This is a genomic window from Caballeronia sp. BCC1704, assembly GCF_902833455.1.
In the GTDB taxonomy this organism is placed as follows: domain Bacteria; phylum Pseudomonadota; class Gammaproteobacteria; order Burkholderiales; family Burkholderiaceae; genus Caballeronia.
This window is the reverse complement of the sequence record NZ_CADFFT010000001.1, coordinates 738,472-764,193: the sequence shown is the minus strand read 5'-3', so window position 1 is coordinate 764,193 and position 25,722 is coordinate 738,472. Positions and strand designations below refer to the sequence as shown.

The window sequence follows — 25,722 nt, the reverse complement described above, 5'->3', positions numbered from 1 at the left end:
ATTCCGCGCGACACCGACTCGCCCGCGCCCGGCGCCGAACCGCCCACGTTGTTCACCACGGCCTCGCGCGAGCGCGTCGTCGGGTGCCACGCCTGCGGCCTCGTGCAGCCGCTCGCGCGCACGGTCGAAAAGCAGCGCTGCACGCGCTGCGGCGCGGCCGTGCACCGGCGCAACCCGGACAGCATCGCGCGAACGTGGGCGCTCCTCATCAGCGCGGCGATCCTCTACATTCCCGCGAACGTCTATCCGATGCTGCACACGTCGTCGATTCTCGGCGCGGAAGACGACACCATCATGAGCGGCGTCGCGTTGTTCTGGAACGATGGCGACTATCCGCTCGCCGTTGTCATTTTCGTGGCGAGCATTCTCGTGCCGATGCTGAAGCTGCTGTCGCTCGCGTTTCTGCTCGTGAGCGTGCAGCGGCGCTCGACGTGGCGTCCCCGTCAGCGCACGACGCTCTATCGCATCGTCGAAGGCATCGGCCGATGGTCGATGCTCGATATTTTCGTTGTGACGCTCACTGTCGCGCTGGTGCGCTTCAAGTCGGTCGCGGTCATCACAGCGGGGCCGGCCGCGCTCGCGTTCGCGTCCGTCGTCGTCTTGACGATGCTCGCCTCCATGCAGTTCGACCCGCGTCTGATATGGGACAACATAGAACCGTCAGGAAAGAAATATGACTAGTGCCCAAGGTCCGAATGGGCCGGATGCTCCGAAGCCTTCCGAGGAAACGAGCGGCGGCGGCCTGCCGCCGAGACTGCCCGAGCCGGTGATCGAGCCGCGCAGCCGCTGGCTGCCGTCGCTCGTGTGGGTCATTCCGATCGTCGCGGCGCTGATCGGCGTGTTTCTGGTCGTGAAGACGGTGTCGAGCCGCGGTCCGACCGTGACCATCAGTTTCGTGAGCGCCGAGGGCCTGGAGCCCGGCAAGACCAAGGTCAAGTTCAAGGACGTGGACATCGGCACGGTCAAGACCATCACGTTGTCGAAGGATCATTCGCGCGTGCTCGTCGATGTTCAGCTCACCAAGGAAGCCACCGATTTCGCCGTGAAGGACACGCGCTTCTGGGTCGTGCGGCCGCGCGTGGCGGCAAGCGGCGTCACCGGTCTTTCCACGCTGCTTTCCGGCGCGTACATCGGCGCGGACGCGGGGAAATCGACCGAGGATCAGAGCTACTTCGTCGGTCTGGAGACGCCGCCTGCCGTCACCGGCGACCAGAAAGGGCACACGTTCACGCTGCACGGCGAATCGCTCGGCTCGCTGGATATCGGCTCGCCGGTGTATTACCGGCGCGTGCAGGTCGGGCAGGTCACGGCGTTTTCGCTCGACAAGGACGGCACCGGCGTCACCATGCAGGTTTTCGTGAACGCGCCGTACGACCAGTACGTCGGCACGAACTCGCGCTGGTGGCACGCGAGCGGCGTCGATCTGCGGCTGGATTCGAGCGGCTTCACGCTGAACACGCAGTCGCTCGCGACTGTCGTGCTCGGCGGCATCGCGTTCCAGACGCCGCCGAACCAGCAGGCCGGCGCGCAAGCGAAGGAAAACGCGACCTTCCGCCTCGCCTCGGATCAGGCCGATGCGATGCGCGACCCCGACGGCGACCCCGTGCATGTGGTGATGAACTTCAATCAGTCGTTGCGCGGCTTGTCGGTCGGCGCGCCGGTGGATTTCCGCGGCATCGTGCTCGGGCAGGTGACGGGCATCGGCGTGCGATACGACCAGCAGACGCATTCGTTCATGATGCCTGTCACCATCGACCTGTATCCGGACCGGCTCGGCCGCCGCGCGAAAGCCGCGCTGCCCGAACAGGGAACGGAGCAGAGCCACGACATGCTGGAGTTGCTCGTCAAGCGCGGCCTGCGCGGACAGTTGCGCACCGGCAATCTGTTGACGAGCCAGCTTTACGTCGCGCTCGACTTCTTCCCGAAAGCCGCGCCCGCGAAGGTGAACGTGGCGGGCGATCCGATCGAACTGCCGACCGTGCCGAACACGCTCGACGAGCTGCAACTGCAGATTGCCGACATCGCGCGCAAGCTGGACAAGATTCCGTTCGACCAGATCGGCACGAACCTGAACGGCTCGCTGAAGAACGCCAATACGCTCTTCGACCAACTCAACAAGGAAGTCATGCCCGAAATGCGCGACACGCTCACGCAGGCGAAGAAGACCTTCGGCGCGGCGCAATCGACGCTCCAGCAGGACTCGCCGCTTCAGTCCGACGTGCATCAGGCGATGCAGGAACTCACGCGGACGCTTCAATCGCTCAATGCGCTGGCCGATTATCTGGAACGTCATCCGGAATCGCTGTTGCGCGGTAAACCGGAGGACAAACCATGAGGTTCGGCGCGTTGTTGTTGACGGTGGGCGCGGCGGGCGCGCTGTGCGCGTGCGCGTCCTCGCCGTCGAGCCGGTTCTATACCCTGGGCGGCGCGGCGCAGACACCGGCTGCGGTGTCATCGTCGGCAGCGGCGTTCTATTTCCAGCTCGCGCCGGTGGACATGCCGGAGCAGGTTTCGCGCAATCAGCTGGTCGTGCAGACGAGTCCCGCGCAGGTGAGCGTGCTGGAACAGGAACGCTGGGCCTCGCTTCCCGCCGACGAAGTGCGGCGCGCGCTGTCGAGCGATCTGTCGCAGCAGTTGAATGCGATCGATGTCTACGGCACGCCGTATCCGGAGTCCGCGCCGGTGTATCGCGTGACGGTGAAGGTGCAACGGTTCGAGTCGTGGCCGGGCTCGCAGGCCGTGCTCGATGCGGTCTGGAGCGTGCGTGCAGCCGGTTCGCAGACGGTCATGACGTGTCGCACGGTCGCGGACGAGCCTGTCGGCGACGGCTACGGCGCGCTGGTCGACGGGCATCGCAAAGCGGTGAATGCCCTCGCCACGGCGATTTCGGCAGGCGTGCGAAGTCTCGCTGCGCTGCCGCCCGCCGTTGCGACCGCGCCGTCCACGGAGGGCAAAACGGCGGCGGTCAACGCGCGGCCAGCGCCGGTTTTGCCGTGCCCCGCGTCGGATGGCGCGACGACTGCCAGTGCCCAGTAACTTTGACGCGTTGCATGCGCCGAACGCGTAGGAACCCGATGTTTCCGTGTGCTTCGCACCGCGTTTCTTCTGCTGATGAGCAGCACTGAGCGTCTTGCCGCAACGGCATGTTGTCGCCAGACGACACCGCCCTGCGCCGCATCTCGAAAATGCGGTTGACGCAGGCGCGCCCGGTTAAGATCGACCTCCGCTTTATCCGAAACGAACGCGAAGAATAGATGATGAAACTGATCGGTTCGCACACGAGTCCATTCGTCCGCAAGGTGCGGATCGTGATGGCGGAAAAGAAGATCGACTGCGAACTGGTGCTCGAAGATGTCTGGGCATCCGATTCGAAGATCCACGATTTCAACCCGCTCGGCAAAGTGCCGTGCCTGATTCTGGACGGCGGCGAAGCGGTGTTCGATTCGCGCGTGATCTGTGAATATGTGGATACGCTCACGCCAGTCGGCAAGCTGCTGCCGCAGGAACGGCGCGAACGCACCGAAGTGCGCTGCTGGGAAGCGCTCGCGGACGGCATGCTCGACGCGGCCGTCCTGACTCGCCTCGAAGGCGTGCTGCGCGACGAGGCTCACCGCAGCGACATGTGGATCGCGCGGCAGCGGCACAAGATCGAGGACGGTCTGCGCGCGATGGCGCGTGGTCTCGACACGAAACAGTGGTGCTCGGCGAACCGCTTCACGCTCGCCGATATCGCGTGCGGCTGCGCGCTCGGCTATCTCGACTTCCGCATGCCGGACCTTGACTGGCGCGAGGCGCACCCGGCGCTCGACAAGTTCTACGCGCGGCTCGCGCAACGGCAATCGTTCATCGATACGGAGCCGCGCTGAGCGCCACGCTCCCGCGCACGGCGGGAGCGGGCCAGCAAGCGCGCGTTACTTCTTTAGCGCGGCCTTGAGCGTCGCGTTGGCCTGCGCGATCGCGGCGCGCGTGGCGGGCGTCCCGGCGAGCGCGTTCAGCATCACGAAATCGTGGATCGTGCCGTTGTAGCGGACGGACGTCACCGGTACGCCGGCTTCGGTCAGCTTGCGCGCGTAGGCTTCGCCTTCGTCGCGCAGCACGTCGTTTTCGTCGGTGATGACGAGCGCCGGCGGCAATCCCTTCAATTCGTCGATGCTTGCGCGCAGCGGCGACGCCGTGATCTTCGCGCGATCGGCCGCGTTCGGCGCGTAGGCGTCCCAGAACCATTTCATCGCATCGCGCGTGAGCCACGGGCCGTTCGCGAACTCGTTGTACGAGCCGTCGTCGAAATTCGCGTCCGTCACCGGATAGAACAGCACTTGCGCGCGCAGCGCCGGGCCGCCGCGCTCCTTGGCGAGCAGCGTCACGGCCGCAGCCATGTTGCCGCCGACGCTGTCGCCGGCCACCGCCATGCGCGACGCATCGACGTCGAACTCGCGGGCGTGGTCCGCGACGTAGCGCGTCGCCGCATACGCTTCCTCGATAGGCACCGGATACTTCGTCTCGGGCGACCGGTCGTAATCGACGAACACGACTTCGGCCTCTGCGCCGTTCGCGATCTCGCGCACCAGCCGGTCGTGCGTGTTCTTGTCGCCGAGCACCCAGCCGCCGCCGTGGAAATACACGATGACCGGCAACGCGCCCTTCGCGTGCGCCGGCCGCACGATGCGCAACGCGATCCGGCCTGTCGGACCGGCTTCGATCACGCGGTCTTCGATCTTCGCGGCTTCCTTCTTCACCGGCTGCGCTTGCGCGCCTGCGAGCACGTTGCGCGCGTCGGCCGGGGAAAGCGTGTAGATCGGCGGGCCGTTTTTCGCGGCGAGCGTGTCGATAAATTGCTGCGTCGTCGGTTCGAGCACCGGCGCGGCGTCGGCTGCGGCATGTGAGAGGACGGCGGTGGCGACGGCGGTTGCGATCAACGTGGCTTTCAGCTTTTTCATGGTGTTCTCCGGTCGGTAAAAAGGAAACGTACGTTTGATGTTTATCTACCACTAGATAGATAAATCGACGGAATTGCGTGATTTATCTGGTGCAGGTGCGTAGCGCGGCTATCCGCGCAATACAGCCGGGCGCGCCAATCAAGGCTCGCGAAGTTGCCCTGTCTTCATGCAGCAACGAGTAACGCCAAAATCTACCTATCGAACGATAGAGAAAGGCATGAGGGGAAACGGGTTTTTCACAGACTTATCCACAGGGTTATCTACCGCCGCACAGTTGCGGCGACTTCGTCCAGACGCGTCCGCGTCTGAAACAATCGGCACGCAAGCAGACTCCCCTGAAATGCGGCATAGAGGGCGCGCGCCGCCGCCTCGGGCTTGCCTCCGGCATCGAGCGTGTCCTGCGCTTCGCCTTCCGCGAGGACCTTTGCGAGCCAGTTTTCGTTGGCGCGAAAAAACGCCTGAATGGCATGACGCACTTTCTCCGGCAGCGACTCGATGTCCGCTGCCAGCATGCCGCAGAGGCAGACTTGCGTTCCGTCGCCGATGATGCGTCCAAAGAGCTTCGTGTAGCGGTCGAGCTTCTTGTCGGCCGAGGCCGAACTGTCGATGGCATAGACCGACGACATGACGTCCGCGCTATAGGCGTTCACGGCTTCGAGCGCGAGATCTTCCTTGGTCGGGAAGTAATAGTGGATGCTCGACGTCTTCACGCCGACGAGTTCCGACAAGTCCCGATAGCTGAAGCCGTTGTAGCCGCGCTTCATCATGACCGTCTGCGCGTGATCGAGCAGCGCCTCGCGTACCGTGTTCTTGTCCATTGCGTGATTCACCGTTCATCCGATGTCGATGCCCTCACTTTATCTATCGATAGGTAGAGAGTCAAGCGATTGTATCAAATGACTTTTTATCGACTCGATAGGAAACGGCCATCGAAGCGCGCCCCGGAGCGCGCGCCTCCGGGGCGCGTGTCGTCAGCTTGCAGTCGCCGCTACGACGCGCGGCGCGTGCGATACCACGTCCGCCGCCGCGCTCTCAATGATGCCGCCGCCCAGACACACGTCGCCCTGATACAGCACCGCCGACTGTCCCGGCGTCACCGCCCACTGCGCTTCGTCGAAATTCAATTCGAAATGACCGTCGTCAGCAGCGGCGAAGCGGCACGCGGCGTCTTGCTGCCGATAGCGCGTCTTCGCCGCGCACGCGGTGCCGTCCTCGGGCGCGAAACCCGCCACCCAGCTGGTGTTCCCCGCGACGAGCGTCTGCGATAGAAGCCACGGATGGTCGTGGCCCTGCACGACATAGAGCGTGTTGCTCGCCATGTCCTTGCCCGCGACGAACCACGGCTCGCCGCTGCCGTCCTTCGCGCCGCCGATGCCGATGCCCTTGCGCTGCCCGAACGTATAGAACGCGAGCCCGATGTGCTCGCCGACGACTTTCCCTTCAGCCGTCTTCATCGGGCCGGGTTGCGTGGGCAGATAACGGTTCAGGAAGTCGCGGAACGGCCGTTCGCCGATGAAGCAGATGCCGGTCGAATCCTTCTTCTTCGCGTTCGGCAGGCCGATCTGCGCGGCGATTTCCCGCACCTTCGTCTTCGGAATTTCGCCCAGCGGGAAGAGCGTCTTCGAAAGCTGCTGCTGATTCAGCCGATGCAGGAAGTACGACTGGTCCTTCGTCGAATCGGTGGCCTTCAGCAACTGGAAGAGACCATTCTGTTCGCGCACGCGGGCGTAGTGGCCGGTCGCGATGGTTTCCGCGCCGAGCGACATCGCGTGATCGAGGAACGCCTTGAACTTGATCTCGGCGTTGCACAGCACGTCCGGGTTCGGAGTGCGGCCGGCCGAGTACTCGCGCAGAAATTCGGCGAACACGCGGTCCTTGTATTCGGCGGCGAAGTTGACCGCCTCGACGTCGATGCCGATCAGGTCCGCCACCGACACCACATCGATCCAGTCCTGCCGTGTCGAGCAGTATTCGCCGTCGTCGTCGTCTTCCCAGTTCTTCATGAACAGGCCGACCACGTCGTAGCCCTGCTCTTTCAGCAGCCACGCCGTCACCGACGAATCGACGCCGCCCGACATGCCCACCACTACTCTTCGCTTGCTCATAGGATTACCGCGTTGTTCGCGCGCGAGCGCGTCAGGGGCGCGCCACCGGCGCGACCGAATGCGTATGGATGAAATCGAGTGGCACGCGCCGCCCGGCCAGATAGTCGTCCACGCACTGCATGACGAGCGGCGTGCGATGCTGCGCGGCCGTCGCGCGCAGTTCGTCGGGCGTGAGCCACATCGCGCGAACGATGCCTTTGTCCAGCGCGCGCCCCGCCACTTCGCCCGCGGACTTGCCGCAGAACGTGAAGCGCAGATACGTCACATCGCGCCCGGGACGCTGAAAGTGCGTCATGTACGCGCCGACGAGCGCCTCCGGCTCGAAGCGATGCGCCGTTTCTTCCAGCGTCTCGCGAATGACCGCCTCGACGAGCGTTTCGCCCGCTTCGAGATGACCGGCCGGTTGGTTGATTCGCAGCCCTGCGGACGTGTGTTCCTCGATGACGAGGAAGCGCCCGTCCTGCTCGACGACCGCCGCGACCGTAACGTGAGGAGCCCAAGTATCTGATTTCATGGCCGACATTTTACCGTCACCTGTCCGATCACGCGCGCGCGGCCTAAGGGTTAGCGCGGGGTGCGATCGCGCCCCGGATCGCATTTTGGGCGCTTATTCTTCAGTTAGAGTCGAGAACGTCGTCCGTCAGCATCTGAAACCCGAAAACAGCCTTGGTCTCTCCCGCGCGCGAGGGCAAGAAAAGAAAAGACAGGAGGATTCAACATGCATATCGGAGTGCCTGCCGAGACGCGGGCGAACGAGGCGCGCGTCGCCGCCACGCCGGAGACCGTCAAAAAGCTCGTCGCGCAAGGGCACCGCCTTTCGGTGCAAAGCGGCGCGGGCGTGCGGGCAAGCTATATCGACGACGCGTTTGCGCAAGCGGGCGCGGATATCGTCGATGCCGCTACCGCGTTGTCAGCCGACATCGTGCTCAAGGTGCAGTCGCCGTCCGCCGATGAACTCGCGACGATCAAGCCGGGCGCCGTGCTCATCGGCATGCTGGATCCCTTCAACACCGAGAACACCGCGCGGCTCGCAGCAGCGAACATCACCGCGTTCGCGCTCGAAGCCGCGCCGCGCACGACGCGCGCGCAGAGCCTCGACGTGCTGTCGTCGCAAGCAAACATCGCCGGGTACAAGGCCGTGCTGATGGCCTGCCAGTACTACCAGCGATTCATGCCGATGCTCATGACCGCCGCCGGCACCGTGAAGGCGGCGCGCGTGCTCGTGCTGGGCGCGGGCGTCGCGGGCTTGCAGGCGATCGCGACGGCGAAGCGCCTCGGCGCCGTGGTCGAAGCGTCGGATGTGCGGCCGGCCGTGAAGGAGCAGATCGAATCGCTCGGCGCGAAGTTCGTCGACGTGCCGTTCGAGACCGACGAGGAACGCGAGGCGGCGCAAGGCGTCGGCGGCTACGCGCGTCCGATGCCGCAGAGCTGGCTCGCGCGGCAATCCGCGCTGGTACACGAGCGCGCCAAGGCCGCCGACATCGTTATCTCCACCGCGCTGATTCCCGGCCGTCCCGCGCCGACGCTCATCTCGGTGGAAACGGTGAAGCACATGAAACCGGGCTCGGTGATCGTGGACCTCGCCGCCGGACGCGGCCCCGAGTTCGAAGGCAGAAAAGGCGGCAATTGCCCGCTCACCGAAGTCGATCAGGTGGTGACGAAGCATGGCGTGCATATCATCGGCCACACGAATCTGGCCTCGATGGTCGCCGCCGACGCCTCCGCGCTCTACGCGCGCAATCTGCTCGACTTCCTGAAGCTGATCTTGACGAAGGAAGGCACGCTCAACATCGACCTCGCGGACGACATCGTCGCGGCCACGCTCCAGTGTCGCGACGGACAGCTTGCCCGCGCGACCGCCTGACACGGAGACGAACATGGACGTCATCAACCATACGGTGATCAACCTCATCATCTTCGTGCTGGCGATCTACGTCGGCTATCACGTCGTCTGGAACGTGACGCCCGCGCTGCACACGCCGCTGATGGCCGTCACGAACGCGATTTCGGCGATCGTGATCGTCGGCGCGATGCTCGCGGTGGGTCTCACGGTCGGCGGCACAGGCAAGTTCTTCGGCGCGCTCGCGGTGCTGCTCGCGGCGGTGAACGTGTTCGGCGGCTTTCTCGTCACGCGGCGCATGCTCGAAATGTTCAAGAAGAAGGAACCGAGGAAGCTGACCAGCAAGGAGGGCGCGTAAATGAGCATGAACGTCGTCACTCTCCTGTATCTGATCGCGTCGGTGTGCTTCATTCAGGCGCTCAAGGGCCTGTCGAATCCGAAGACCGCGCGCATCGGCAATACGTTCGGCATGGCGGGCATGGCCATCGCCATTTTCACGACGCTCGCGCTCATCACGAAGCAGGCCGCTGATCTCGGCTCGAATCTCTCGCTCGGGCTGTCGCTTCTGTTCGCGGCGTTGATTATCGGCGGCGCGGCGGGCGCGTATATCGCGGCGAAAGTCGAGATGACGAAGATGCCCGAGCTCGTCGCGGCGATGCACTCGCTGATCGGTCTCGCGGCCGTGTGCATCGCGTATGCGGTGGTTGCCGAGCCGTCCGCGTTCGGACTCGCGCCGCCGGGCTATCTGATTCCGTACGGCAATCGCGTCGAGTTGTTCATCGGCACGTTCGTCGGCGCGATCACGTTTTCGGGCTCGGTCATCGCGTTCGGCAAGCTCTCGGGCAAGTACAAATTCCGGCTCTTTCAGGGCGCGCCGGTGGTGTACTCGGGGCAGCATCTGATCAACCTGCTGCTGGCCGTGGCGATGATCGGCTTCGGCATCATCTTCATGGTGACGCAGTCGTGGCTGCCGTTCGTCATCATGACGTTGATCGCATTCGCGCTCGGCGTGCTCATCATCATTCCGATTGGCGGCGCGGACATGCCGGTGGTCGTCTCGATGCTCAATTCGTACTCCGGCTGGGCGGCGGCGGGCATCGGCTTTTCGCTCAACAATCCGATGCTGATCATCGCGGGATCGCTCGTCGGTTCGTCCGGCGCGATTCTCTCGTACATCATGTGCAAGGCGATGAACCGCTCGTTCTTCAACGTGATTCTGGGCGGCTTCGGCGGCGAAGCGGGCGGCGCGGCGGCGGGCGGTGCGCAGGAGCAGCGGCCGGTGAAATCCGGTTCTGCCGACGACGCCGCGTTCATGCTCGGCAACGCGGAAAGCGTGGTGATCGTGCCGGGTTACGGGCTCGCCGTCGCGCGCGCGCAGCATGCGCTGAAGGAGCTGACGGACAAGCTCGTGGAGAAAGGCATCGACGTGCGGTATGCGATTCATCCGGTCGCGGGACGCATGCCGGGGCATATGAACGTGCTGCTCGCTGAAGCCGAGGTGCCGTACGAGATGGTTCAGGAGATGGAGGACATCAACAGCGAATTCGGGCAGACGGACGTGGTGCTCGTGCTCGGGGCCAACGACGTGGTGAACCCGGCTGCGAAGACGGACCCGAAATCGCCGATTGCCGGCATGCCTATCCTCGAAGCGTACAAGGCGCGGACGATCATCGTGAACAAGCGGTCGATGGCGGCGGGCTATGCGGGGCTCGACAACGAACTGTTCTATATGGACAAGACGATGATGGTGTTCGGGGATGCGAAGAAGGTGGTCGAAGAGATGATGAAGGCGGTGGAGTGAGGCTTGGCGATCGAGACGAACCGCGCTCGTTCGCCAGCCGTGGACGAGCGCGTAAAGTCGTGCCACTTGCCATTCAATCGCCAACGATCAAGATACCCTTTAGAGGAAGCCGCATTCGGTTGCTCGCAAAGAGAGTATCGAAGAACGTGATGAGGCGGTCGAAGTCCGGATTCGTCACCCCCGCGGCAACGTAGACATTCCGGACCGCAATCGCCAGATAGTCGACGTCATCCATCATGCAAGCCTGGAAGAGGTCTTTGAGGAACTGGTTGTTGGCCACTCCACGTCCGGCATCGACCTCGACAACGAACCGTTCGTCCGCGTGATAGGCATCGGCTTCGAATGCCTTGGCGACCCGTCCGTTGTTTCCATATAAGACGGGGACGCGAATCTTGTCCGCGTGCTTTTCCCGGCCTCAACGGCTAAGCCGAGTTCTGCAAGCGGCGCAGCAACGTAGGCCAGAACGCCGTTGTTCGGCAGGGTATGTCTATCCGAAGCAATCGACGGATGAACTTCTTCGAACGCCTGGACCACGCCGACGGCAAGACGCGTCGCTTTGTCGGATCTCGGGAAATGTCTTTCTCGGGCGGACTAATACGTTGCGTATGAACGACCACCGCACTCACTGGACGTCTGTGCCGAAGCAGAACGAGACGTTGCCATCTGCTTGGCCGGCCCGGCCCCGAAACGACGCCGTGGCAGATTCCAGCGCACAGCCTTTCGAAGTTCGCCCGCGTACAATACCGCCTTTGAACCCCGCAACCGCCCCACATGTCCTCCCCTCTCTTCGACTGGTTTGTCCCCTGCCCGCGCGGTCTCGAAGCGCCGCTCGCCGCCGAGCTTGCCGAGATCGGGGAGCGACACGTCAGCACCGCGCCGCTCTCGGGAAGCGGTCCGCTCACGGTCGGCGCGCAAGTGCCGGGCGGCGTGCACATCCGGGGCGGCTGGGTCGCGGGCATGGCGGCGAACCTGCACTCGCGCATCGCGAGCCGCGTGTTGCTGAAGATCGCGCACGGCCCGTATCGCAACGAGCACGATATTTACGAACTGACGCATCGGCAGCGATGGGAACAGTGGTTCACGCCGAGCCAGACCATGCGCGTCGATCTGACGGCAATCAAATCGCCGCTCAAAAGCCTCGAATTCACCACGCTGCGCGTGAAAGACGCCGTGTGCGACCGCCTGCGCGATCTGAGCGGCGCGCGCCCCAGCATCGATACGGCGCAGCCCGACGTGCGCGTGTTCGCGTTCCTCACCATGAACGAGTGCACGCTCTATCTCGACACCTCCGGCGAACCGCTCTTCAAGCGCGGCTGGCGGCTCGACAAGGGCGCAGCGCCCCTTCGCGAGAATCTCGCCGCCGGCATCCTGCGCCTGACCGGATGGACGCCCGGCACGCCGCTTTTCGATCCGATGTGCGGCAGCGGCACCTTCCTCGCCGAGGCCGCGCAGACCGCGCTCAACATCGCGCCGGGCAGCGAGCGACGCTTCGGCTTCGAGAAGCTGAAGCCGTTTCATCCGGGCATGTGGCAAAAGCTCAAGAACGCCGCGATCGAAGCGAAGCGCGCGGCGCGCGGCAACGCGAAGGACATCAACATCTTCGGCAGCGACATCTCCGGCGACATGCTCGACAAGGCGCGCGCGAACCTGAGCCGCGCCGGCGTGCCGGAACTCTCGCTCAAGCAGGTTGACGCGCGCAACATGACGCCGCCCACCGACGCGCCCGGCATCCTCGTCGCGAATCCGCCGTATGGCGAACGCATCGAAGTGCGCGGACGCGGCCCGCGCGGCGAAATCCGCGATACGGCTCGTTCGCGCCGCGAGGACGACGACGCATTCGCCCGCGCCCAGCCCGATCCCGCCGACACCGAGTTCTTCGTCTCGTTCGGCAACGCGCTCAAGCAACGCTTCCCCGGCTGGCGCGCCTATGTGCTCACGTCCGACCGCAAGCTGCCCGGCATGTTGCGGCTGCGGGAATCGACGAAGACACCGCTGTTCAACGGCGCGCTCGAATGCCGGCTGTTCCGCTTCGACCTCGTGGCGGGCAGCGTGCGCAACCGGGCGGAAGAGTAGCCGCTGCGCAGGAAGCTCGACCGCTTTCGAGCGAGTATGCCGCGTCCCATGACGTGCGACTACTAGGCCGAATGGCCTATTCGCGCAGCTTGTAGGCCGGCGCTACAATCGGCGCATGAACTCACTTACCGAAGATGTCAGCCCGATCGCCGTCGATGTTCACCGCAGCCGCCGCGAGCGCGTGCTCGCGCAGTTGCGCGCGCAGGGCGGCGGGCTCGCCGTGCTCTCGACCGCGCCGGAAGTCATGCGCAATCGCGACACGGACTATCCGTTTCGCCACGACAGCTACTTCTATTACCTGACGGGCTTCAGCGAACCCGAGGCGACGCTCGTGCTGAACGCGAGCGCGCGGGATGGCAAGCCCGCGTCTATCCTGTTCTGCCGCGAGAAGAACGCCGAGCGCGAAACATGGGAAGGCTTTCGCTACGGCCCGGAAGCTGCCGCCGAGGCGTTCGGTTTCGATGCCGCCTTTGCCATCGGCGCGCTCGACGAACACATGCCGCGCCTTCTCGCCGATCAGCCCGCGCTCTTTTACGCGCTCGGCACGTCGGCTGAACTCGACGCCAAGGTCCGCGGCTGGCTCGACGCCGTGCGCGCGCAAAGCCGCAGCGGCGTGCGCGCGCCGACGCGAGCGCAGCATCTGTTGCCGATCATCGACGAAATGCGGATGGTGAAAGACCCGCACGAGATCGCGATCATGCGCCGCGCGGCATCCATCTCCGCCGAGGCGCACCGCCGCGCGATGCACGCCTGCCGCCCCGGCATGCGCGAATACGAACTCGAAGCGGAACTGCTCTACACCTTCCGGCGGCACGGCGCGCAAGCGCCCGCGTACGGCTCCATCGTGGCCACAGGCGCGAATGCGTGCGTTCTGCATTACCCGGCGGGCAATGCGATTCTGCGCGACGGCGACCTCGTCCTGATCGACGCCGCATGCGAACTGGACGGCTACGCCTCCGACATCACGCGCACGTTTCCGGCAAGCGGCCGTTTCTCGCGGGCGCAGCGCGAGCTCTATGACATCGTGCTCGCCGCGCAGTCCGCCGCCATCGACGCGACGCGCGCCGGCGTGAGCTTCGACGCGCCGCATCAGGCCGCGCTCCAAGTGCTGTCGCAAGGGCTGCTCGACACCGGCATCCTCGATAAAGCGAAGTTCGGCGGCGTGGAGAACGTCATCGCGGAACGCGCCTACGCGCGCTTCTATATGCACCGCACCGGCCACTGGCTCGGCATGGATGTGCACGACGCGGGCGAGTATCGGGAAGCAGACGGCCCGCGCGACGAACAAGGCGCGCGTCCCTGGCGTACGCTCGTTGCCGGCAACGTGCTGACCATCGAGCCGGGCCTGTACGTGCGCGCCGCCGAGGACGTGCCCGAGCGCTACTGGAACACAGGCATCCGAATCGAAGACGACGCGCTCGTCACGCCTGGCGGCTGCGAGCTGCTGACGCGCGAAGTCCCCGTCGCCGCCGACGAAATCGAGGCGCTCATGCGCGAATCCATCAGCCATTGAATCTGACGACATGAGCGACGCCATCACGCAACCGCATTTCGATTACGACATCGCCATCGTCGGCGCGGGTCCGGTCGGGCTCGCGCTCGCCGGCTGGCTCGCGCGGCGCAGCGCGACCTCGCGGCTTTCCATCGCGCTGATCGACGCGCGCACGCCCGAAGCCGCCGCGAACGATCCGCGCTCGCTCGCGCTCTCGCACGGCAGCCGCGTGATGCTCCAGCCGCTCGGCTTTCCCGCCGACGTCACGCCGATCCGCCGCATTCACGTATCGCAGCGTGGACATTTCGGGCGCACGCTGATCGAGCACGACGAACACGACTTGCCGGAGCTGGGTTACGTCGTGCGCTACGGCTCGCTCGTCGGCGCGCTCGCGAAGGCGGTGCGCGCGACGAAGGTGGATTGGCTCACCGATACGTCCGCCCTGCCGCCCTTGCAGGACAACGAAAGCGTGACGCTGCCACTGCAATCGGGCGGCGTCGAGCGCACGATCCGGGTGCGCGTGCTGGTCAACGCCGAGGGCGGGCTCTATCAGCAAGGTCCGCGCGATGTTGCAGTGTCCACGCAGCGCCGGGCACGCGATTACGGGCAGACGGCCATCGTCGGCACGGTGAGCGTGTCGGACCCGCAAGCCAACGTCGCGTGGGAACGCTTCACGAATCAAGGGCCGATTGCGCTTCTGCCGTGCGGCGGCCAGCGTCACGCGGACTACTCGCTCGTCTGGTGCTGCTCGCCCGACGAAGCCGCGCGACGCATGCAGCTAGACGACGACGCGTTCCTTGCCGAACTCGGCGTCGCGTTCGGCTCGCGCATGGGGCGCTTCACGCAAATCGTCGGGCGGGCGGCGTACCCGCTCGGGCTGACGGCGCTCAACGCGCTGGTCGACCGGCGCACGGTTGCTATCGGCAACGCGGCGCAGACGCTGCATCCAGTAGCGGGCCAAGGCTTGAACCTCGGGCTGCGCGACGCTCAGGCGCTCTGCGATGCCCTCTCGACCGACGGACCGCGCCCGCTCGCGCTCGCGCACTTTGCACAGCGGCGCGCGCTCGACCGCCGTTTCACCATCGGCGCGACGGATACGCTCGCCCGCATCTTCACGGTGGATTTCGCGCCGCTCGCCGCCGCGCGTGGGCTGGCGCTGACCGCGCTCGAGTTCCTGCCGCCGCTCAAGACGGCGCTCGCGCGGCAGATGATGTTCGGCCAGCGGCGTTAAACACGTGCGACGTGTGTGGCAGACGCGCGACTTATCCTCTATGGCCGCGTCTGCTTTCATAGAAGATTTAAACACTTGCACGCGATTGCTCTTAATTTCAGCACTCGCTTAGCGTTAAAATACGCGTTTCCCTTCCGCATTCCTGCATCCGTCTGACGCGACACGGCGCGCATTGCCGAACGTTCGCCCGCCCGGTGCCCCGACTTCATGCCCATCATCGGTTCACACGTTCTGCGCAATAACCTGTTCGTCGCTCCGATGGCAGGCGTCACCGACCGGCCGTTCCGCCAGTTGTGCAAGCGCATGGGCGCGGGCTACGCGGTCTCGGAGATGGTCGCGTCGAACGCGCAGTTGTGGAAGAGCGAAAAGACCATGCGCCGCGCAAACCATGCGGGCGAGGTCGAGCCGATTGCCGTGCAGATCGCGGGCGCGGACCCGCAGATGCTCGCCGAAGCCGCGCGTCACAACGTCGCGAACGGCGCGCAGATCATCGACATCAACATGGGCTGCCCGGCCAAGAAGGTGTGCAACGTCGCGGCGGGATCGGCGCTCTTGCAGAACGAACCGCTGGTCGCGCGCATCGTCGAGGCGGTCGTGCAGGCGGTCGGCGTCGGCCCGGACGCGGTGCCCGTGACGCTCAAGATTCGCACGGGGTGGAATCGCGAGAACAAGAATGCGCTGACCATCGCGCGCATTGCCGAGAATGCCGGCATCTCCATGCTGACCGTGCACGGACGCACGCGCGCCGACTTGTATAAGGGCGACGCGGAGTACGAAACTATCGCCGCCGTGAAGGCGTCGGTGAAGATCCCGGTCGTCGCGAACGGCGACATCACGACGCCCGAGAAAGCGCGCGACGTGCTCGCGGCAACCGGCGCGGACGCGATCATGATCGGCCGCGCGGCGCAGGGCCGGCCGTGGCTTTTCCGCGAGATCGAGTACTTCCTTGCGACGGGCGAGCGCATGCCGCCGCCGCGCATCGACGAGATCCAGCAGGTGATGAACGAGCACCTCGAAGACCACTACGCGTTCTACGGCGAATTTACGGGCGTCCGGACTGCGCGCAAGCACATCGGCTGGTACACTCGCGGCCTTTCCGGGGCCAACACCTTCCGGCACCGGATGAATACGCTCGACACGACCAAAGAACAATTGTTCGCTGTGAACGAATTCTTCGACGCGCAAAAGGCGCTGTCAGACCGTCTCGTCTATGTAGATGAGGCCGCGGACGCCGACGAAGCGGCCGATGAAGAATCGTGCGGCGGACAGAACAACACAGACCGACGAATCGCCGCATGAGCAGACATAACATCGAACAATGCGTCCGCCAGAGCCTCGACAGCTACTTTCAGGACCTGGACGGCTCGAACCCGCACGACGTCTACGACATGGTGATTTCGTGCGTGGAAAAACCGATGCTCGAAGTGGTGCTCGCGCAGGCGGGCGGCAATCAGTCGCTCGCCGCGGAGTATCTCGGCATCAACCGCAACACGCTACGCAAGAAACTTCAGCAGCACGGATTGATTTGATTCTTCGGACGAGGCGCGCGCCTCGAGTCCGGCCTGGTTATCCTTTCTGGTTTCAGTGTTCATCATGATCAAGCAAGCGCTCATCTCGGTTTCCGACAAGTCCGGCATCGTCGAATTTGCCCAATCGCTCTCGCAACTCGGCGTCAGGCTTCTTTCGACCGGCGGCACGGCGAAACTGCTCGCGGACGCGGGACTGCCCGTGACCGAAGTCGCCGACTACACCGGTTTCCCGGAAATGCTGGATGGACGCGTAAAGACGCTGCATCCCAAGGTGCACGGCGGCATTCTCGCCCGCCGCGATCTGCCCGAGCACATGGCCGCGCTGGAGAAGCACGACATTCCGACGATCGACCTGCTCGTCGTCAATCTGTATCCGTTCGTGCAGACGGTGGCCAAGGAACAATGCTCGCTTGAAGACGCCATCGAGAACATCGACATCGGCGGGCCGACCATGCTGCGCTCGGCGGCGAAGAATCATCGTGATGTGACCGTGATCGTCGATCCGGCCGACTACGCCGCCGTGCTCGACGAAATGCGCGCGAACAACAACAGCGTCGGCTATGCGACGAACTTTCGGCTCGCGACCAAGGTCTTCGCGCACACCGCGCAGTACGACGGCGCGATCACCAACTATCTGACGAGCCTTACCGAAACGCTTCAGCACAGCGAGCGCAACACCTATCCCGCCACGTTCAATCTCGCGTTCGAGAAAGTGCAGGACTTGCGCTACGGCGAAAATCCGCATCAAAGCGCGGCGTTCTACCGCGATCTTTCGGTGCCCGCCGGCGCGCTCGCGAACTACGAGCAGTTGCAGGGCAAGGAGCTCTCGTACAACAACATCGCGGATTCGGACGCCGCGTGGGAATGCGTGAAGACCTTCGACGCGCCCGCGTGCGTCATCGTTAAGCACGCGAATCCGTGCGGCGTCGCCATCGGCGCAAACGCGCACGAGGCTTACTCGAAGGCGTTCCAGACGGATCCGACTTCGGCGTTCGGCGGCATCATCGCGTTCAATCGCGAAGTGGACGAAGCGGCGGCGCAGGCCGTGGCGAAGCAGTTCGTCGAAGTGCTGATCGCGCCTTCGTTCAGCGAAGCGGCGCGCGCCGTGTTCGCCGCGAAGCAGAACGTGCGCCTCTTGCAAATCGCGCTCGGCGACGGCCACAACGCATTCGACCTGAAGCGCGTGGGCGGCGGTCTGCTGGTTCAATCGCTCGATTCGAAGAACGTGCAGCCGCATGAACTGCGCGTCGTGACCAAGCGCCATCCGACGCCGAAGGAAATGGACGATCTGATGTTCGCCTGGCGCGTGGCGAAGTTCGTGAAGTCGAACGCGATCGTGTTTTGCGGCGGCGGCATGACGCTCGGCGTCGGCGCGGGGCAGATGAGCCGCGTGGATTCGGCGCGCATCGCGGGTATCAAGGCGCAGAACGCAGGACTCTCGCTTAACGGCTCGGCGGTCGCATCGGATGCGTTCTTCCCGTTCCGCGACGGCCTCGACGTTGTGGTGAACGCGGGCGCGACCTGCGTGATCCAGCCGGGCGGCTCCATGCGCGACGACGAAGTGGTCGCCGCCGCCGACGAGCACAATGTCGCGATGATCCTCACCGGCACGCGCCATTTCCGCCATTAATTGCGCCGAGTTCATTTAGTATTGGCCTGTTTGCGCGTCGAGTCGCGCAAACAGGCCATTTCACTTTGGACGAGCCGCATCGCGAACGAATGAGAATCCTAGGCATCGACCCCGGCCTGCGCGTGACGGGCTTCGGCATCATCGACATGGCGGGGCACTCGCTCAACTATGTGACGAGCGGCGTCATCAAGACGGCCGACGCCGATTTGCCTTCGCGCCTGAACACCATCTTCGACGGCATTTCGACGCTGATCCGGCAGCACAATCCGGATCAGGCGGCGATCGAAAAAGTCTTCGTCAACGTCAATCCGCAATCGACGCTGCTGCTCGGGCAGGCGCGCGGCGCGGCCATTTGCGGGCTGGTCGCGAGCGGCGTGCCGGTCGCCGAGTACACCGCGCTGCAATTGAAGCAGGCAGTCGTCGGCTACGGACGCGCAACGAAAGAGCAGATGCAGCAAATGGTTGTGCGTCTGCTCAATCTGTCGGGCGTGCCGAGCACCGACGCGGCCGACGCGCTCGGCATGGCCATCTGTCACGCGCACGGCGGCACGGGGCTCGCCACGCTCGGCGGCATTGCGCCGTCGCTCGCGAAGAAGGGCTTGCGCGTGCGGCGCGGCAGACTCATCGGCTAAATCTCTTCATTCGATAACGCAAACATGATTGGTCGCATTGCCGGCGTTCTGCTGGAAAAAAATCCGCCGCACCTGCTCGTCGACTGCAACGGCGTCGGCTATGAAATCGACGTGCCGATGAGCACGTTCTACAACCTGCCGAACGCGGGCGAGAAGGTCGTGCTGCTCACGCAGATGATCGTGCGCGAGGACGCGCATTTGCTGTACGGCTTTCTCACGTCGCAGGAACGCGCGACGTTTCGCGAATTGTTAAAGATCAGCGGCATCGGCGCGCGCATGGCGCTCGCGGTGCTTTCCGGCATGAGCGTGCAAGAGCTCGCGCAGACCGTGACGACGCAAGACACCGCACGCCTCACGCGCGTGCCGGGCATCGGAAAGAAGACGGCCGAACGCCTGCTGCTCGAACTGAAGGGCAAGCTCGGCGCGGATCTCGGCGCAATGGCGAGCGCCGCTTCGCAGTCCGACCATGCGTCCGACATCCTCAACGCGCTGCTCGCGCTCGGCTATTCCGAGAAGGAAGCGCTCGCCGCCATCAAGAACGTGCCGGCGGGTACGGGCGTCTCGGAAGGCATCAAGCTCGCGTTGAAGGCGCTCTCGAAAGCCTGATTCTCCGGGCGCCTGGAACTGCGCGCCACTAGGCCGTTCGGCCAGGTTCGCGGCGAGAAGGCTCGCTGTACAATCGACCCATGATCGAAACCGACAAACTCGCCGCAGAACGCATCATCTCGGCCACGCCCGTCTCGCCGAACGAAGAAGCCTTCGAGCGCGCGTTGCGACCGCGCCAGCTCGACGAATACGTGGGGCAGGAAAAGGTGCGTGGGCAGCTCGAAATCTTCATCGAAGCGGCCAAGCGGCGCTCCGAAGCGCTGGATCATGTGCTGCTGTTCGGCCCGCCGGGTCTCGGCAAGACCACGCTCGCGCATATCATCGCGCGGGAAATGGGCGTGAATCTGCGGCAGACGTCGGGGCCGGTGCTGGAGCGCGCAGGCGACCTCGCCGCGCTGCTCACCAATCTCGAAGCGAACGACGTGCTCTTCATCGACGAGATTCATCGGCTTTCGCCGGTCGTCGAGGAAATTCTGTATCCGGCGCTCGAGGATTACCAGATCGACATCATGATCGGCGAAGGACCGGCCGCGCGCAGCGTGAAGCTGGATCTTCAGCCGTTCACGCTCGTCGGCGCGACCACGCGCGCGGGCATGCTGACCAATCCGCTGCGCGACCGCTTCGGCATCGTGTCGCGGCTGGAGTTCTACAACGCGAACGAGCTCGCGCGTATCGTGTCGCGCTCGGCGTCGCTGCTGAAGGCGGACATCGTGCCCGAAGGCGCGCTGGAGATCGCGCGGCGCTCGCGTGGCACGCCGCGTATTGCGAACCGGCTGCTGCGTCGCGTGCGCGACTACGCGGAAGTGAAGGCGAACGGCAGCATCACGGCGGAAGTGGCGGATGCCGCGCTCAAGATGCTGGACGTCGATCCGGTCGGGTTCGACCTGATGGACCGCAAGCTGCTCGAAGCGATCCTGCACAAGTTCGACGGCGGGCCGGTCGGCGTCGATAACCTCGCGGCGGCCATCGGCGAAGAACGCGACACGATCGAAGACGTGCTGGAGCCGTATCTGATCCAGCAAGGCTATTTGCAGCGCACGCCGCGCGGGCGCGTCGCGACCTTGCTGACGTATCGGCACTTCGGCATCGCCGCGCCGGATGGCGGCCCGATCCGCGATCTCTGGGACGCGAACAACGGCTAGCGCATGTCGGATCAGGCAACGTTGGTCACGCGCGTGCGGTCGTCGATCGCGCGCGGCATCACGAACCTCACGACCGGTAGCGGGCCGACGCTCGATTACTCGTCGCCGCCGGGCGATCCGGGCCTCTTCGGGCCAGACACCATCTGCTGGAAAGTCCACGCCGATTTCACGTCGATGATGACGAGCGGCATCAGCGCCCTGTTGCTGCAGACGCTGCATCCGCTGGCGCTCGCGGGCGTGTGGGATCACTCGACGTTTCGCACGGATATTCTCGGGCGTCTACGGCGCACGGCGACTTTCATCGCGGGAACGACCTTCGGCAACCGGCAAGACGCGCTCGCGCTGATCGAGCGCGTGAAGCGCATCCATCTTGGCGTGACAGGCACCGCGCCCGACGGCCGGCCTTACGGTGCAAACGACGCCGATCTCTTGACATGGGTGCACGTCGCCGAAGTCACGAGCTTTCTAGAGGGCTATCTGCGCTACGTGGACCCCGCTCTGTCCGTGGCGGATCAGGACCGCTACTTCGAAGAAACGGCGCTCGTCGCCCGCCTGCTTGGCGCGCGCGACGTGCCGACCACGCGCGCTCAAGTCGACGCCTATCTCGCCGCCATGCGCCCGCATCTGCATGCAAGCGAGCGCACGCAGGAAGTCATTCGCGTGCTCAGGAACGCGCCGACGCCGAGCGTGGTCATGAAGCCGGCGCGCGTGCTGGTGTTCAATGCGGGCGTCGATTTGCTGCCCGACTGGGCGCAGGACATGCTCGGGCTGTCGTCGCTCGCGCCGATGCGGCGAGTCATTGCGCGTCCCGGCGTGCGGGCGATGGCGCCCGTCGTTCGCTGGGCGCTCGTCAACGGCATCTCGAAGCGTGCGCGCTTGCGAGTTGCCGCAAAGAAGAACGACTAGGCCGTTTTGCGCAGGCTGTCGTCGGCGGTGTCTGTGACGAGATGCGACACGTCACCCCATGACACGACCGTCGCATGGCCGCCGTCGTAATCGACGACGTTGACGCTGCAATTGAGCAGCGGCCAGTTGCGCGGCGCGTCGAGCGGCAATTTCATCGCGAACCGGTAGATGCAGTCGAGCACGCCGCCGTGCGCGATGCACGCGATACGCCCGCCCGGATGCGCGGCGACGATCGGCTCCATCGCGTGAATCACGCGGTGAAAAAAGACGCGCAGCGATTCGCCGGCCGGCGGCGTGAAGCCGGGATCGCGCGTCTGCCATTCGACGTACTCGGCCGGAAACTTCTCGCTGATTTCGTCGCTGTCGTGGCCCTGGAACGCGCCATAGTTGCGTTCGCGCAAGCCTTCGGACAAGTGGAGGTCGAGACCGAGCGCATCGGCGAACGGGCGGGCGGTCTGTTGGGCGCGTAGCAAGTCGCTGGTGTAGACGGCGTCGAGCCGCCCTTCCCGCGCGAGCCGCGCGCCCAGTTGTTCAGCTTGCAGCACGCCATGCGCGGACAGCGGAATGTCGATATGCCCCTGGATGCGCTTCACGCGGTTCCAGTCGGTTTCGCCGTGGCGGATGAACAAGACCTGCGTCGTCATGGCCGCACCTGCAGCCAAAACGTGACCGGCCCGTCGTTGACCAGCGACACCTGCATATCAGCGCCGAATTCGCCGGTCTCGACGATCGGATGCTTCGCTCGCGCCTCGCGCACGAAGTAATCGAAGAGCCGCCTGCCTTCGTCGGGCGGCGCGGCCGGCGTGAAGCTCGGGCGCAGTCCGCTCGACGTATCGGCGGCGAGTGTGAACTGCGATACCAGCAGCACGCCGCCCGCGCGCCCCGCGCCGTCGATGTTCTGCACGGACAGGTTCATCTTGCCCGCCGCGTCGCTGAACACGCGGTACGCCAGCATCTTCGCGAGCAACTTGTCGGCTGCGGCTTCGGTGTCGCCGCGTTCTGCGCAGACGAGCGCGAGCAGGCCCGCGTCGATCGCGCCGGTCACGCGTTCGCCGACGCGCACGTCCGCGCGCCGCACTCGCTGGATAAGCGCGATCATCCGCTTACGCCGTCAGCGTGATGCGCGCAAAGCGGCGCTTGCCCACCTGCACGACGAACTCGCCCGGCTCGACCTTCAGACCCTTGTCGGAAACCGTCGCGCCGTCGATCTTCACGCCGCCCTGCTCGATGTTGCGCAGCGCCTCGCTGGTAGACGGCACGAGCCCGGCCTGCTTCAGCAACTGGCCGATGGCAAGCGGCGCGCCCGCGAGCGTCACGGTCGGAATATCGTCCGGCACGCCGCCCTTCGCGCGATGGTTGAAGTCTTCGAGCGCGCGCTCGGCGTCCGCCGGCGAATGGAACCGCGCGACGATTTCCTGCGCGAGCATCACCTTGAAATCGCGCGGATTGCGGCCGCCCTCGGCTTCCTGTTTGAAGCGCGCGATCTCTTCCATGCTGCGGAACGACAGCAGTTCGAAGTAACGCCACATGAGCACGTCCGAAATGCTCATCAGCTTGCCGAACATCTCGGTCGGCTTTTCGCTGATGCCGACATAGTTGTGCTTCGACTTCGACATCTTTTCGACGCCGTCGAGCCCTTCGAGCAGCGGCATCGTCAGAATGCATTGCTGCTCCTGGCCGTATTGCTTCTGCAATTCGCGGCCGACGAGCAGGTTGAACTTCTGATCCGTGCCGCCGAGTTCGAGGTCGGCGTTGAGCGCGACCGAGTCGTAGCCCTGCATCAGCGGATAGAGGAATTCGTGAATCGAGATCGGCACGCCGCTCTGGAAACGCTTGGTGAAATCTTCGCGTTCGAGAATGCGCGCCACGGTGTAACGCGAGGCCAGCTTGATCATGCCGTCGGCGCCGAGCGGCATGGACCATTCGCTGTTGTAGCGAATCTCGGTTTTCTCGCGGTCGAGCACCAGCGACGCCTGCTCGAAATACGTCTTCGCGTTCATTTCGATCTGCTCGCGCGTGAGCGGCGGGCGCGTGGCGTTGCGGCCGGACGGATCGCCGATCAACGACGTGAAATCGCCGATCAGGAAAATGACCTGATGCCCGAGGTCCTGCAACTGGCGCATCTTGTTGAGCACCACCGTATGGCCGATGTGGATGTCCGGCGCGGTCGGGTCCAGCCCGAGCTTGATGCGCAACGGCTTGCCCGTCGCGGCGCTCCGTGCGAGCTTCTGCGCGAACTCGTCTTCGATCAGCAGTTCGTCGCAGCCGCGTTTGGCGATCGCGAGGGCGGCGCGCACGTCGTCGGTGATCGGAAAGGCCTCGCGCGAGGGCGCGGAAGAAGCGTTGGAGTCAGTGGTCATGCTTGCGGCTTGTGATGTGAGAGAGATGCGATGGCGCCATATGGAACGGCTTCGCGCGCTGCGCAATGGCTTGTTCAGGCTCACGATTTTACGCGATGAGGCACGCATTCGGTCCGTTCGGCGGCGCGCGGATAGTCGGCGGCGGCGGGGGGCGGTGGCTGCACCTTAACGATCGGCGCGGATGCGCGGATAATCCCGCGTTGATGGGGAGCACCGACGAGCATCGACGAGGAGGGAAACGTGGGAAAAAAAGCCGAAGCAATCGAACCCGGCAAAGCAGACGGCGTGTACTTCGGCCTGATGTCGGGCACGAGCATGGACGGCGTCGATGGCGTCGCGGTGCAGTTCGCCGCGGGCAAACCGCCGGTCGTGCTCGGCGAGGCGCACGTGTCCTTTTCCGAGGGCCTGCGCGACGCGCTTTTCGCGCTGCAGGCGCCCGGCGACAACGAACTGGAACGCGAGGCGCTCGCCGGCAACGCGCTCGCCACGCGCTACGCCGTCTGCTGCCACGAGTTGCAGAGCGTGAGCGGCTATTCGTCGACGAAGGTGCGCGCGATCGGCGTACACGGCCAAACGGTGCGGCATCGGCCGGAGAAGGGATACACGCGGCAGATCAACAATCCCGCGTTGCTCGCGGAAATGACGAATATCGACGTGATCGCGGATTTTCGCAGCCGCGACGTCGCCGCCGGCGGTCAGGGCGCGCCGCTCGTGCCGGCGTTTCACGCGACCGTTTTCGGCGCGAAGAACGAGACGCGCGTCGTCTGCAATCTGGGCGGCATCAGCAATATCACGGTGCTGGCGGCGAGCGGCGCGGTACGCGGCTTCGACTGCGGCCCGGCGAACGCGTTGCTGGATGAATGGGCGCACCGGCATCTGAACAAACCGTACGACGACGGCGGGAAGTTCGCGGCGCGCGGCGAGGTGAACCGGCCGCTGCTCAACGCGCTGCTCGACGAGCCGTTTTTCGAGGAAGCGCCGCCCAAAAGCACGGGCCGCGATCTGTTCAATCCGGCGTGGCTCGATGCGAAGCTCGCGCCGTTCGCCGCGCTCGCCCCCGCCGACGTGCAAGCGACGCTCACCGCGCTCACGGCCGTGACGGTCGCGCGCGAGATAGAGCGCCACGCGTCCGACGCCCGCGCGGTCTACGTGTGCGGCGGCGGTGCGCGCAATCCCGTGCTGATGCAGATGCTGCAACAGGCGCTCGATGAAACCGGCGTCTCGGGCGTGCCCGTCATGACCACCGAGGCGCTCGGCGTGCCGCCGCAGCAAGTCGAAGCGTTCGCGTTCGCGTGGCTCGCGATGCGCTGCGTGGCGCGCGAGCCCGGCAATCTCGCGTCGGTGACGGGCGCGGCCGGCGAGCGCGTGCTGGGCGCGATCTACCCGCGCTGAACTCTTTGGCGAGCGGAAACGAAAAACGGAGCCCGAAGGCTCCGTT

At 64.9% G+C, this 25,722-nt stretch carries 26 protein-coding genes; 18 read left to right on the top strand and 8 right to left on the bottom strand.

What is annotated here, in order from left to right:
- The 4 genes from HWX53_RS03615 (at position 1) to HWX53_RS03600 (ending at position 3,866) form a co-directional block, all read left to right on the top strand.
- Positions 1–681, top strand: coding sequence for a paraquat-inducible protein A (locus tag HWX53_RS03615; RefSeq protein WP_241269867.1), 681 nt, complete (start codon positions 1–3; stop codon positions 679–681).
- Positions 674–2,335 (top strand): MlaD family protein, encoded by a 1,662-nt coding sequence (locus HWX53_RS03610; RefSeq protein ID WP_175939467.1) that lies wholly within the window; start codon positions 674–676, stop codon positions 2,333–2,335. Before HWX53_RS03615 ends, HWX53_RS03610 begins: the two co-directional genes overlap by 8 nt.
- Positions 2,332–3,036 (top strand): PqiC family protein, encoded by a 705-nt coding sequence (locus HWX53_RS03605; RefSeq protein WP_175939466.1) that lies wholly within the window; start codon positions 2,332–2,334, stop codon positions 3,034–3,036. The genes HWX53_RS03610 and HWX53_RS03605 overlap by 4 nt, the downstream gene beginning before the upstream one ends.
- A gap of 221 nt (positions 3,037–3,257) precedes the next feature.
- The gene (locus HWX53_RS03600) at positions 3,258–3,866 is read left to right on the top strand and encodes a glutathione S-transferase N-terminal domain-containing protein (protein WP_244140039.1); all 609 of its coding nucleotides are present in this window, start codon (positions 3,258–3,260) and stop codon (positions 3,864–3,866) included.
- A 45-nt stretch (positions 3,867–3,911) separates the two neighbouring features.
- On the opposite strand, the gene HWX53_RS03595 is transcribed toward HWX53_RS03600, so the two are convergent.
- The 4 genes from HWX53_RS03595 to HWX53_RS03580 all read right to left on the bottom strand — a co-directional run bounded on the left by HWX53_RS03595 (position 3,912) and on the right by HWX53_RS03580 (position 7,556).
- Positions 3,912–4,937 carry an alpha/beta hydrolase gene (locus tag HWX53_RS03595; RefSeq protein WP_175939464.1) on the bottom strand — a complete coding sequence of 342 codons (1,026 nt, stop codon included), beginning with the start codon at positions 4,935–4,937 and terminating at the stop codon, positions 3,912–3,914.
- A gap of 260 nt (positions 4,938–5,197) precedes the next feature.
- Entirely contained in the window at positions 5,198–5,755 is a 558-nt protein-coding gene (locus tag HWX53_RS03590; RefSeq protein ID WP_175939463.1) for a TetR/AcrR family transcriptional regulator, read from the bottom strand.
- Between the two features lie 153 nt (positions 5,756–5,908).
- Entirely contained in the window at positions 5,909–7,042 is a 1,134-nt protein-coding gene (gene mnmA / locus HWX53_RS03585) for a tRNA 2-thiouridine(34) synthase MnmA (protein ID WP_175939462.1), read from the bottom strand.
- 31 nt (positions 7,043–7,073) lie between these two features.
- Positions 7,074–7,556, bottom strand: coding sequence for an NUDIX hydrolase (locus tag HWX53_RS03580; protein ID WP_175939461.1), 483 nt, complete (start codon positions 7,554–7,556; stop codon positions 7,074–7,076).
- A gap of 204 nt (positions 7,557–7,760) precedes the next feature.
- Between HWX53_RS03580 and HWX53_RS03575 the strand changes: the two genes are divergently transcribed.
- Genes HWX53_RS03575 through HWX53_RS03565 form a run of 3 tightly spaced genes read left to right on the top strand, consistent with a single transcriptional unit; the run spans position 7,761 to position 10,683 of the window.
- Positions 7,761–8,906, top strand: a complete 1,146-nt coding sequence (locus tag HWX53_RS03575; protein WP_175939460.1) for a Re/Si-specific NAD(P)(+) transhydrogenase subunit alpha — start codon at positions 7,761–7,763, stop codon at positions 8,904–8,906.
- A 13-nt stretch (positions 8,907–8,919) separates the two neighbouring features.
- Positions 8,920–9,240 carry an NAD(P) transhydrogenase subunit alpha gene (locus HWX53_RS03570; protein ID WP_175939459.1) on the top strand — a complete coding sequence of 107 codons (321 nt, stop codon included), beginning with the start codon at positions 8,920–8,922 and terminating at the stop codon, positions 9,238–9,240.
- Positions 9,241–10,683, top strand: coding sequence for an NAD(P)(+) transhydrogenase (Re/Si-specific) subunit beta (locus HWX53_RS03565; protein ID WP_175939458.1), 1,443 nt, complete (start codon positions 9,241–9,243; stop codon positions 10,681–10,683).
- Positions 10,684–10,756: 73 nt separating this feature from the next.
- Here the strand turns inward: HWX53_RS03565 and HWX53_RS27425 are convergent, their stop codons facing one another.
- Positions 10,757–10,963, bottom strand: coding sequence for a hypothetical protein (locus HWX53_RS27425; RefSeq protein ID WP_208454773.1), 207 nt, complete (start codon positions 10,961–10,963; stop codon positions 10,757–10,759).
- A gap of 491 nt (positions 10,964–11,454) precedes the next feature.
- Here HWX53_RS27425 and HWX53_RS03555 point away from each other — a divergent pair, with 491 nt between their 5' ends.
- From HWX53_RS03555 to HWX53_RS03510, 10 genes are all read left to right on the top strand, one after another.
- On the top strand, positions 11,455–12,756 hold the full coding sequence (locus tag HWX53_RS03555; RefSeq protein WP_175939457.1) for a class I SAM-dependent RNA methyltransferase: 1,302 nt from the start codon (positions 11,455–11,457) through the stop codon (positions 12,754–12,756).
- Between the two features lie 115 nt (positions 12,757–12,871).
- Positions 12,872–14,269 carry an aminopeptidase P N-terminal domain-containing protein gene (locus tag HWX53_RS03550; protein WP_175939456.1) on the top strand — a complete coding sequence of 466 codons (1,398 nt, stop codon included), beginning with the start codon at positions 12,872–12,874 and terminating at the stop codon, positions 14,267–14,269.
- 10 nt (positions 14,270–14,279) lie between these two features.
- A complete protein-coding gene (locus tag HWX53_RS03545) occupies positions 14,280–15,479 on the top strand; it encodes a UbiH/UbiF/VisC/COQ6 family ubiquinone biosynthesis hydroxylase (protein WP_175939455.1) in 1,200 nt (399 codons plus the stop codon).
- Positions 15,480–15,686: 207 nt separating this feature from the next.
- The gene (gene dusB / locus HWX53_RS03540; protein WP_175939454.1) at positions 15,687–16,778 is read left to right on the top strand and encodes a tRNA dihydrouridine synthase DusB; all 1,092 of its coding nucleotides are present in this window, start codon (positions 15,687–15,689) and stop codon (positions 16,776–16,778) included.
- Positions 16,775–17,008, top strand: coding sequence for a Fis family transcriptional regulator (locus HWX53_RS03535; RefSeq protein WP_175939453.1), 234 nt, complete (start codon positions 16,775–16,777; stop codon positions 17,006–17,008). The genes dusB and HWX53_RS03535 overlap by 4 nt, the downstream gene beginning before the upstream one ends.
- Positions 17,009–17,072: 64 nt before the next feature.
- Entirely contained in the window at positions 17,073–18,638 is a 1,566-nt protein-coding gene (gene purH, locus HWX53_RS03530; protein ID WP_175939452.1) for a bifunctional phosphoribosylaminoimidazolecarboxamide formyltransferase/IMP cyclohydrolase, read from the top strand.
- Between the two features lie 89 nt (positions 18,639–18,727).
- Positions 18,728–19,270: a crossover junction endodeoxyribonuclease RuvC gene (gene ruvC / locus HWX53_RS03525; RefSeq protein ID WP_175939451.1), complete on the top strand. Its 543-nt coding sequence runs from the start codon at positions 18,728–18,730 to the stop codon at positions 19,268–19,270.
- A 24-nt stretch (positions 19,271–19,294) separates the two neighbouring features.
- Positions 19,295–19,876: a Holliday junction branch migration protein RuvA gene (gene ruvA, locus HWX53_RS03520; RefSeq protein WP_175939450.1), complete on the top strand. Its 582-nt coding sequence runs from the start codon at positions 19,295–19,297 to the stop codon at positions 19,874–19,876.
- Positions 19,877–19,956: 80 nt separating this feature from the next.
- Entirely contained in the window at positions 19,957–21,018 is a 1,062-nt protein-coding gene (gene ruvB / locus HWX53_RS03515; protein ID WP_175939449.1) for a Holliday junction branch migration DNA helicase RuvB, read from the top strand.
- A 3-nt stretch (positions 21,019–21,021) separates the two neighbouring features.
- A complete protein-coding gene (locus HWX53_RS03510; RefSeq protein WP_175939448.1) occupies positions 21,022–21,924 on the top strand; it encodes an oxygenase MpaB family protein in 903 nt (300 codons plus the stop codon).
- Here the strand turns inward: HWX53_RS03510 and HWX53_RS03505 are convergent.
- Genes HWX53_RS03505 through tyrS form a run of 3 tightly spaced genes read right to left on the bottom strand, consistent with a single transcriptional unit; the run spans position 21,921 to position 24,284 of the window.
- The gene (locus tag HWX53_RS03505) at positions 21,921–22,568 is read right to left on the bottom strand and encodes a histidine phosphatase family protein (RefSeq protein ID WP_175939447.1); all 648 of its coding nucleotides are present in this window, start codon (positions 22,566–22,568) and stop codon (positions 21,921–21,923) included. The two genes, HWX53_RS03510 and HWX53_RS03505, sit on opposite strands and share 4 nt — an antisense overlap.
- Complete coding sequence (gene dtd, locus HWX53_RS03500; RefSeq protein ID WP_175939446.1) at positions 22,565–23,023, bottom strand: D-aminoacyl-tRNA deacylase; 459 nt, start codon at positions 23,021–23,023, stop codon at positions 22,565–22,567. The genes HWX53_RS03505 and dtd overlap by 4 nt, the downstream gene beginning before the upstream one ends.
- Positions 23,024–23,027: 4 nt before the next feature.
- Positions 23,028–24,284 carry a tyrosine--tRNA ligase gene (gene tyrS, locus HWX53_RS03495; RefSeq protein WP_175939445.1) on the bottom strand — a complete coding sequence of 419 codons (1,257 nt, stop codon included), beginning with the start codon at positions 24,282–24,284 and terminating at the stop codon, positions 23,028–23,030.
- Between the two features lie 261 nt (positions 24,285–24,545).
- Between tyrS and HWX53_RS03490 the strand changes: the two genes are divergently transcribed.
- Positions 24,546–25,676 (top strand): anhydro-N-acetylmuramic acid kinase, encoded by a 1,131-nt coding sequence (locus HWX53_RS03490; RefSeq protein ID WP_175940586.1) that lies wholly within the window; start codon positions 24,546–24,548, stop codon positions 25,674–25,676.
- Positions 25,677–25,722: the final 46 nt, after the last annotated feature.

Excerpts from the sequence above, each read along its gene's own strand:
- ruvB (WP_175939449.1), top strand. The coding sequence starts at position 19,957 with ATGATCGAAACCGACAAACTCGCCGCAGAACGCATCATCTCGGCCACG.
- purH (WP_175939452.1), top strand. The coding sequence starts at position 17,073 with ATGATCAAGCAAGCGCTCATCTCGGTTTCCGACAAGTCCGGCATCGTC.
- ruvC (WP_175939451.1), top strand. The coding sequence starts at position 18,728 with ATGAGAATCCTAGGCATCGACCCCGGCCTGCGCGTGACGGGCTTCGGC.
- HWX53_RS03555 (WP_175939457.1), top strand. The coding sequence starts at position 11,455 with ATGTCCTCCCCTCTCTTCGACTGGTTTGTCCCCTGCCCGCGCGGTCTC.
- dusB (WP_175939454.1), top strand. The coding sequence starts at position 15,687 with ATGCCCATCATCGGTTCACACGTTCTGCGCAATAACCTGTTCGTCGCT.
- HWX53_RS03510 (WP_175939448.1), top strand. The coding sequence starts at position 21,022 with ATGTCGGATCAGGCAACGTTGGTCACGCGCGTGCGGTCGTCGATCGCG.
- HWX53_RS03565 (WP_175939458.1), top strand. The coding sequence starts at position 9,241 with ATGAGCATGAACGTCGTCACTCTCCTGTATCTGATCGCGTCGGTGTGC.
- HWX53_RS03590 (WP_175939463.1), bottom strand. The coding sequence starts at position 5,755 with ATGGACAAGAACACGGTACGCGAGGCGCTGCTCGATCACGCGCAGACG.
- HWX53_RS03610 (WP_175939467.1), top strand. The coding sequence starts at position 674 with ATGACTAGTGCCCAAGGTCCGAATGGGCCGGATGCTCCGAAGCCTTCC.
- ruvA (WP_175939450.1), top strand. The coding sequence starts at position 19,295 with ATGATTGGTCGCATTGCCGGCGTTCTGCTGGAAAAAAATCCGCCGCAC.
- HWX53_RS03580 (WP_175939461.1), bottom strand. The coding sequence starts at position 7,556 with ATGAAATCAGATACTTGGGCTCCTCACGTTACGGTCGCGGCGGTCGTC.
- mnmA (WP_175939462.1), bottom strand. The coding sequence starts at position 7,042 with ATGAGCAAGCGAAGAGTAGTGGTGGGCATGTCGGGCGGCGTCGATTCG.
- HWX53_RS03600 (WP_244140039.1), top strand. The coding sequence starts at position 3,258 with ATGAAACTGATCGGTTCGCACACGAGTCCATTCGTCCGCAAGGTGCGG.
- HWX53_RS03505 (WP_175939447.1), bottom strand. The coding sequence starts at position 22,568 with ATGACGACGCAGGTCTTGTTCATCCGCCACGGCGAAACCGACTGGAAC.
- HWX53_RS03595 (WP_175939464.1), bottom strand. The coding sequence starts at position 4,937 with ATGAAAAAGCTGAAAGCCACGTTGATCGCAACCGCCGTCGCCACCGCC.
- HWX53_RS03605 (WP_175939466.1), top strand. The coding sequence starts at position 2,332 with ATGAGGTTCGGCGCGTTGTTGTTGACGGTGGGCGCGGCGGGCGCGCTG.
- HWX53_RS03550 (WP_175939456.1), top strand. The coding sequence starts at position 12,872 with ATGAACTCACTTACCGAAGATGTCAGCCCGATCGCCGTCGATGTTCAC.
- HWX53_RS03575 (WP_175939460.1), top strand. The coding sequence starts at position 7,761 with ATGCATATCGGAGTGCCTGCCGAGACGCGGGCGAACGAGGCGCGCGTC.
- HWX53_RS03570 (WP_175939459.1), top strand. The coding sequence starts at position 8,920 with ATGGACGTCATCAACCATACGGTGATCAACCTCATCATCTTCGTGCTG.
- HWX53_RS03545 (WP_175939455.1), top strand. The coding sequence starts at position 14,280 with ATGAGCGACGCCATCACGCAACCGCATTTCGATTACGACATCGCCATC.
- HWX53_RS03535 (WP_175939453.1), top strand. The coding sequence starts at position 16,775 with ATGAGCAGACATAACATCGAACAATGCGTCCGCCAGAGCCTCGACAGC.
- dtd (WP_175939446.1), bottom strand. The coding sequence starts at position 23,023 with ATGATCGCGCTTATCCAGCGAGTGCGGCGCGCGGACGTGCGCGTCGGC.
- tyrS (WP_175939445.1), bottom strand. The coding sequence starts at position 24,284 with ATGACCACTGACTCCAACGCTTCTTCCGCGCCCTCGCGCGAGGCCTTT.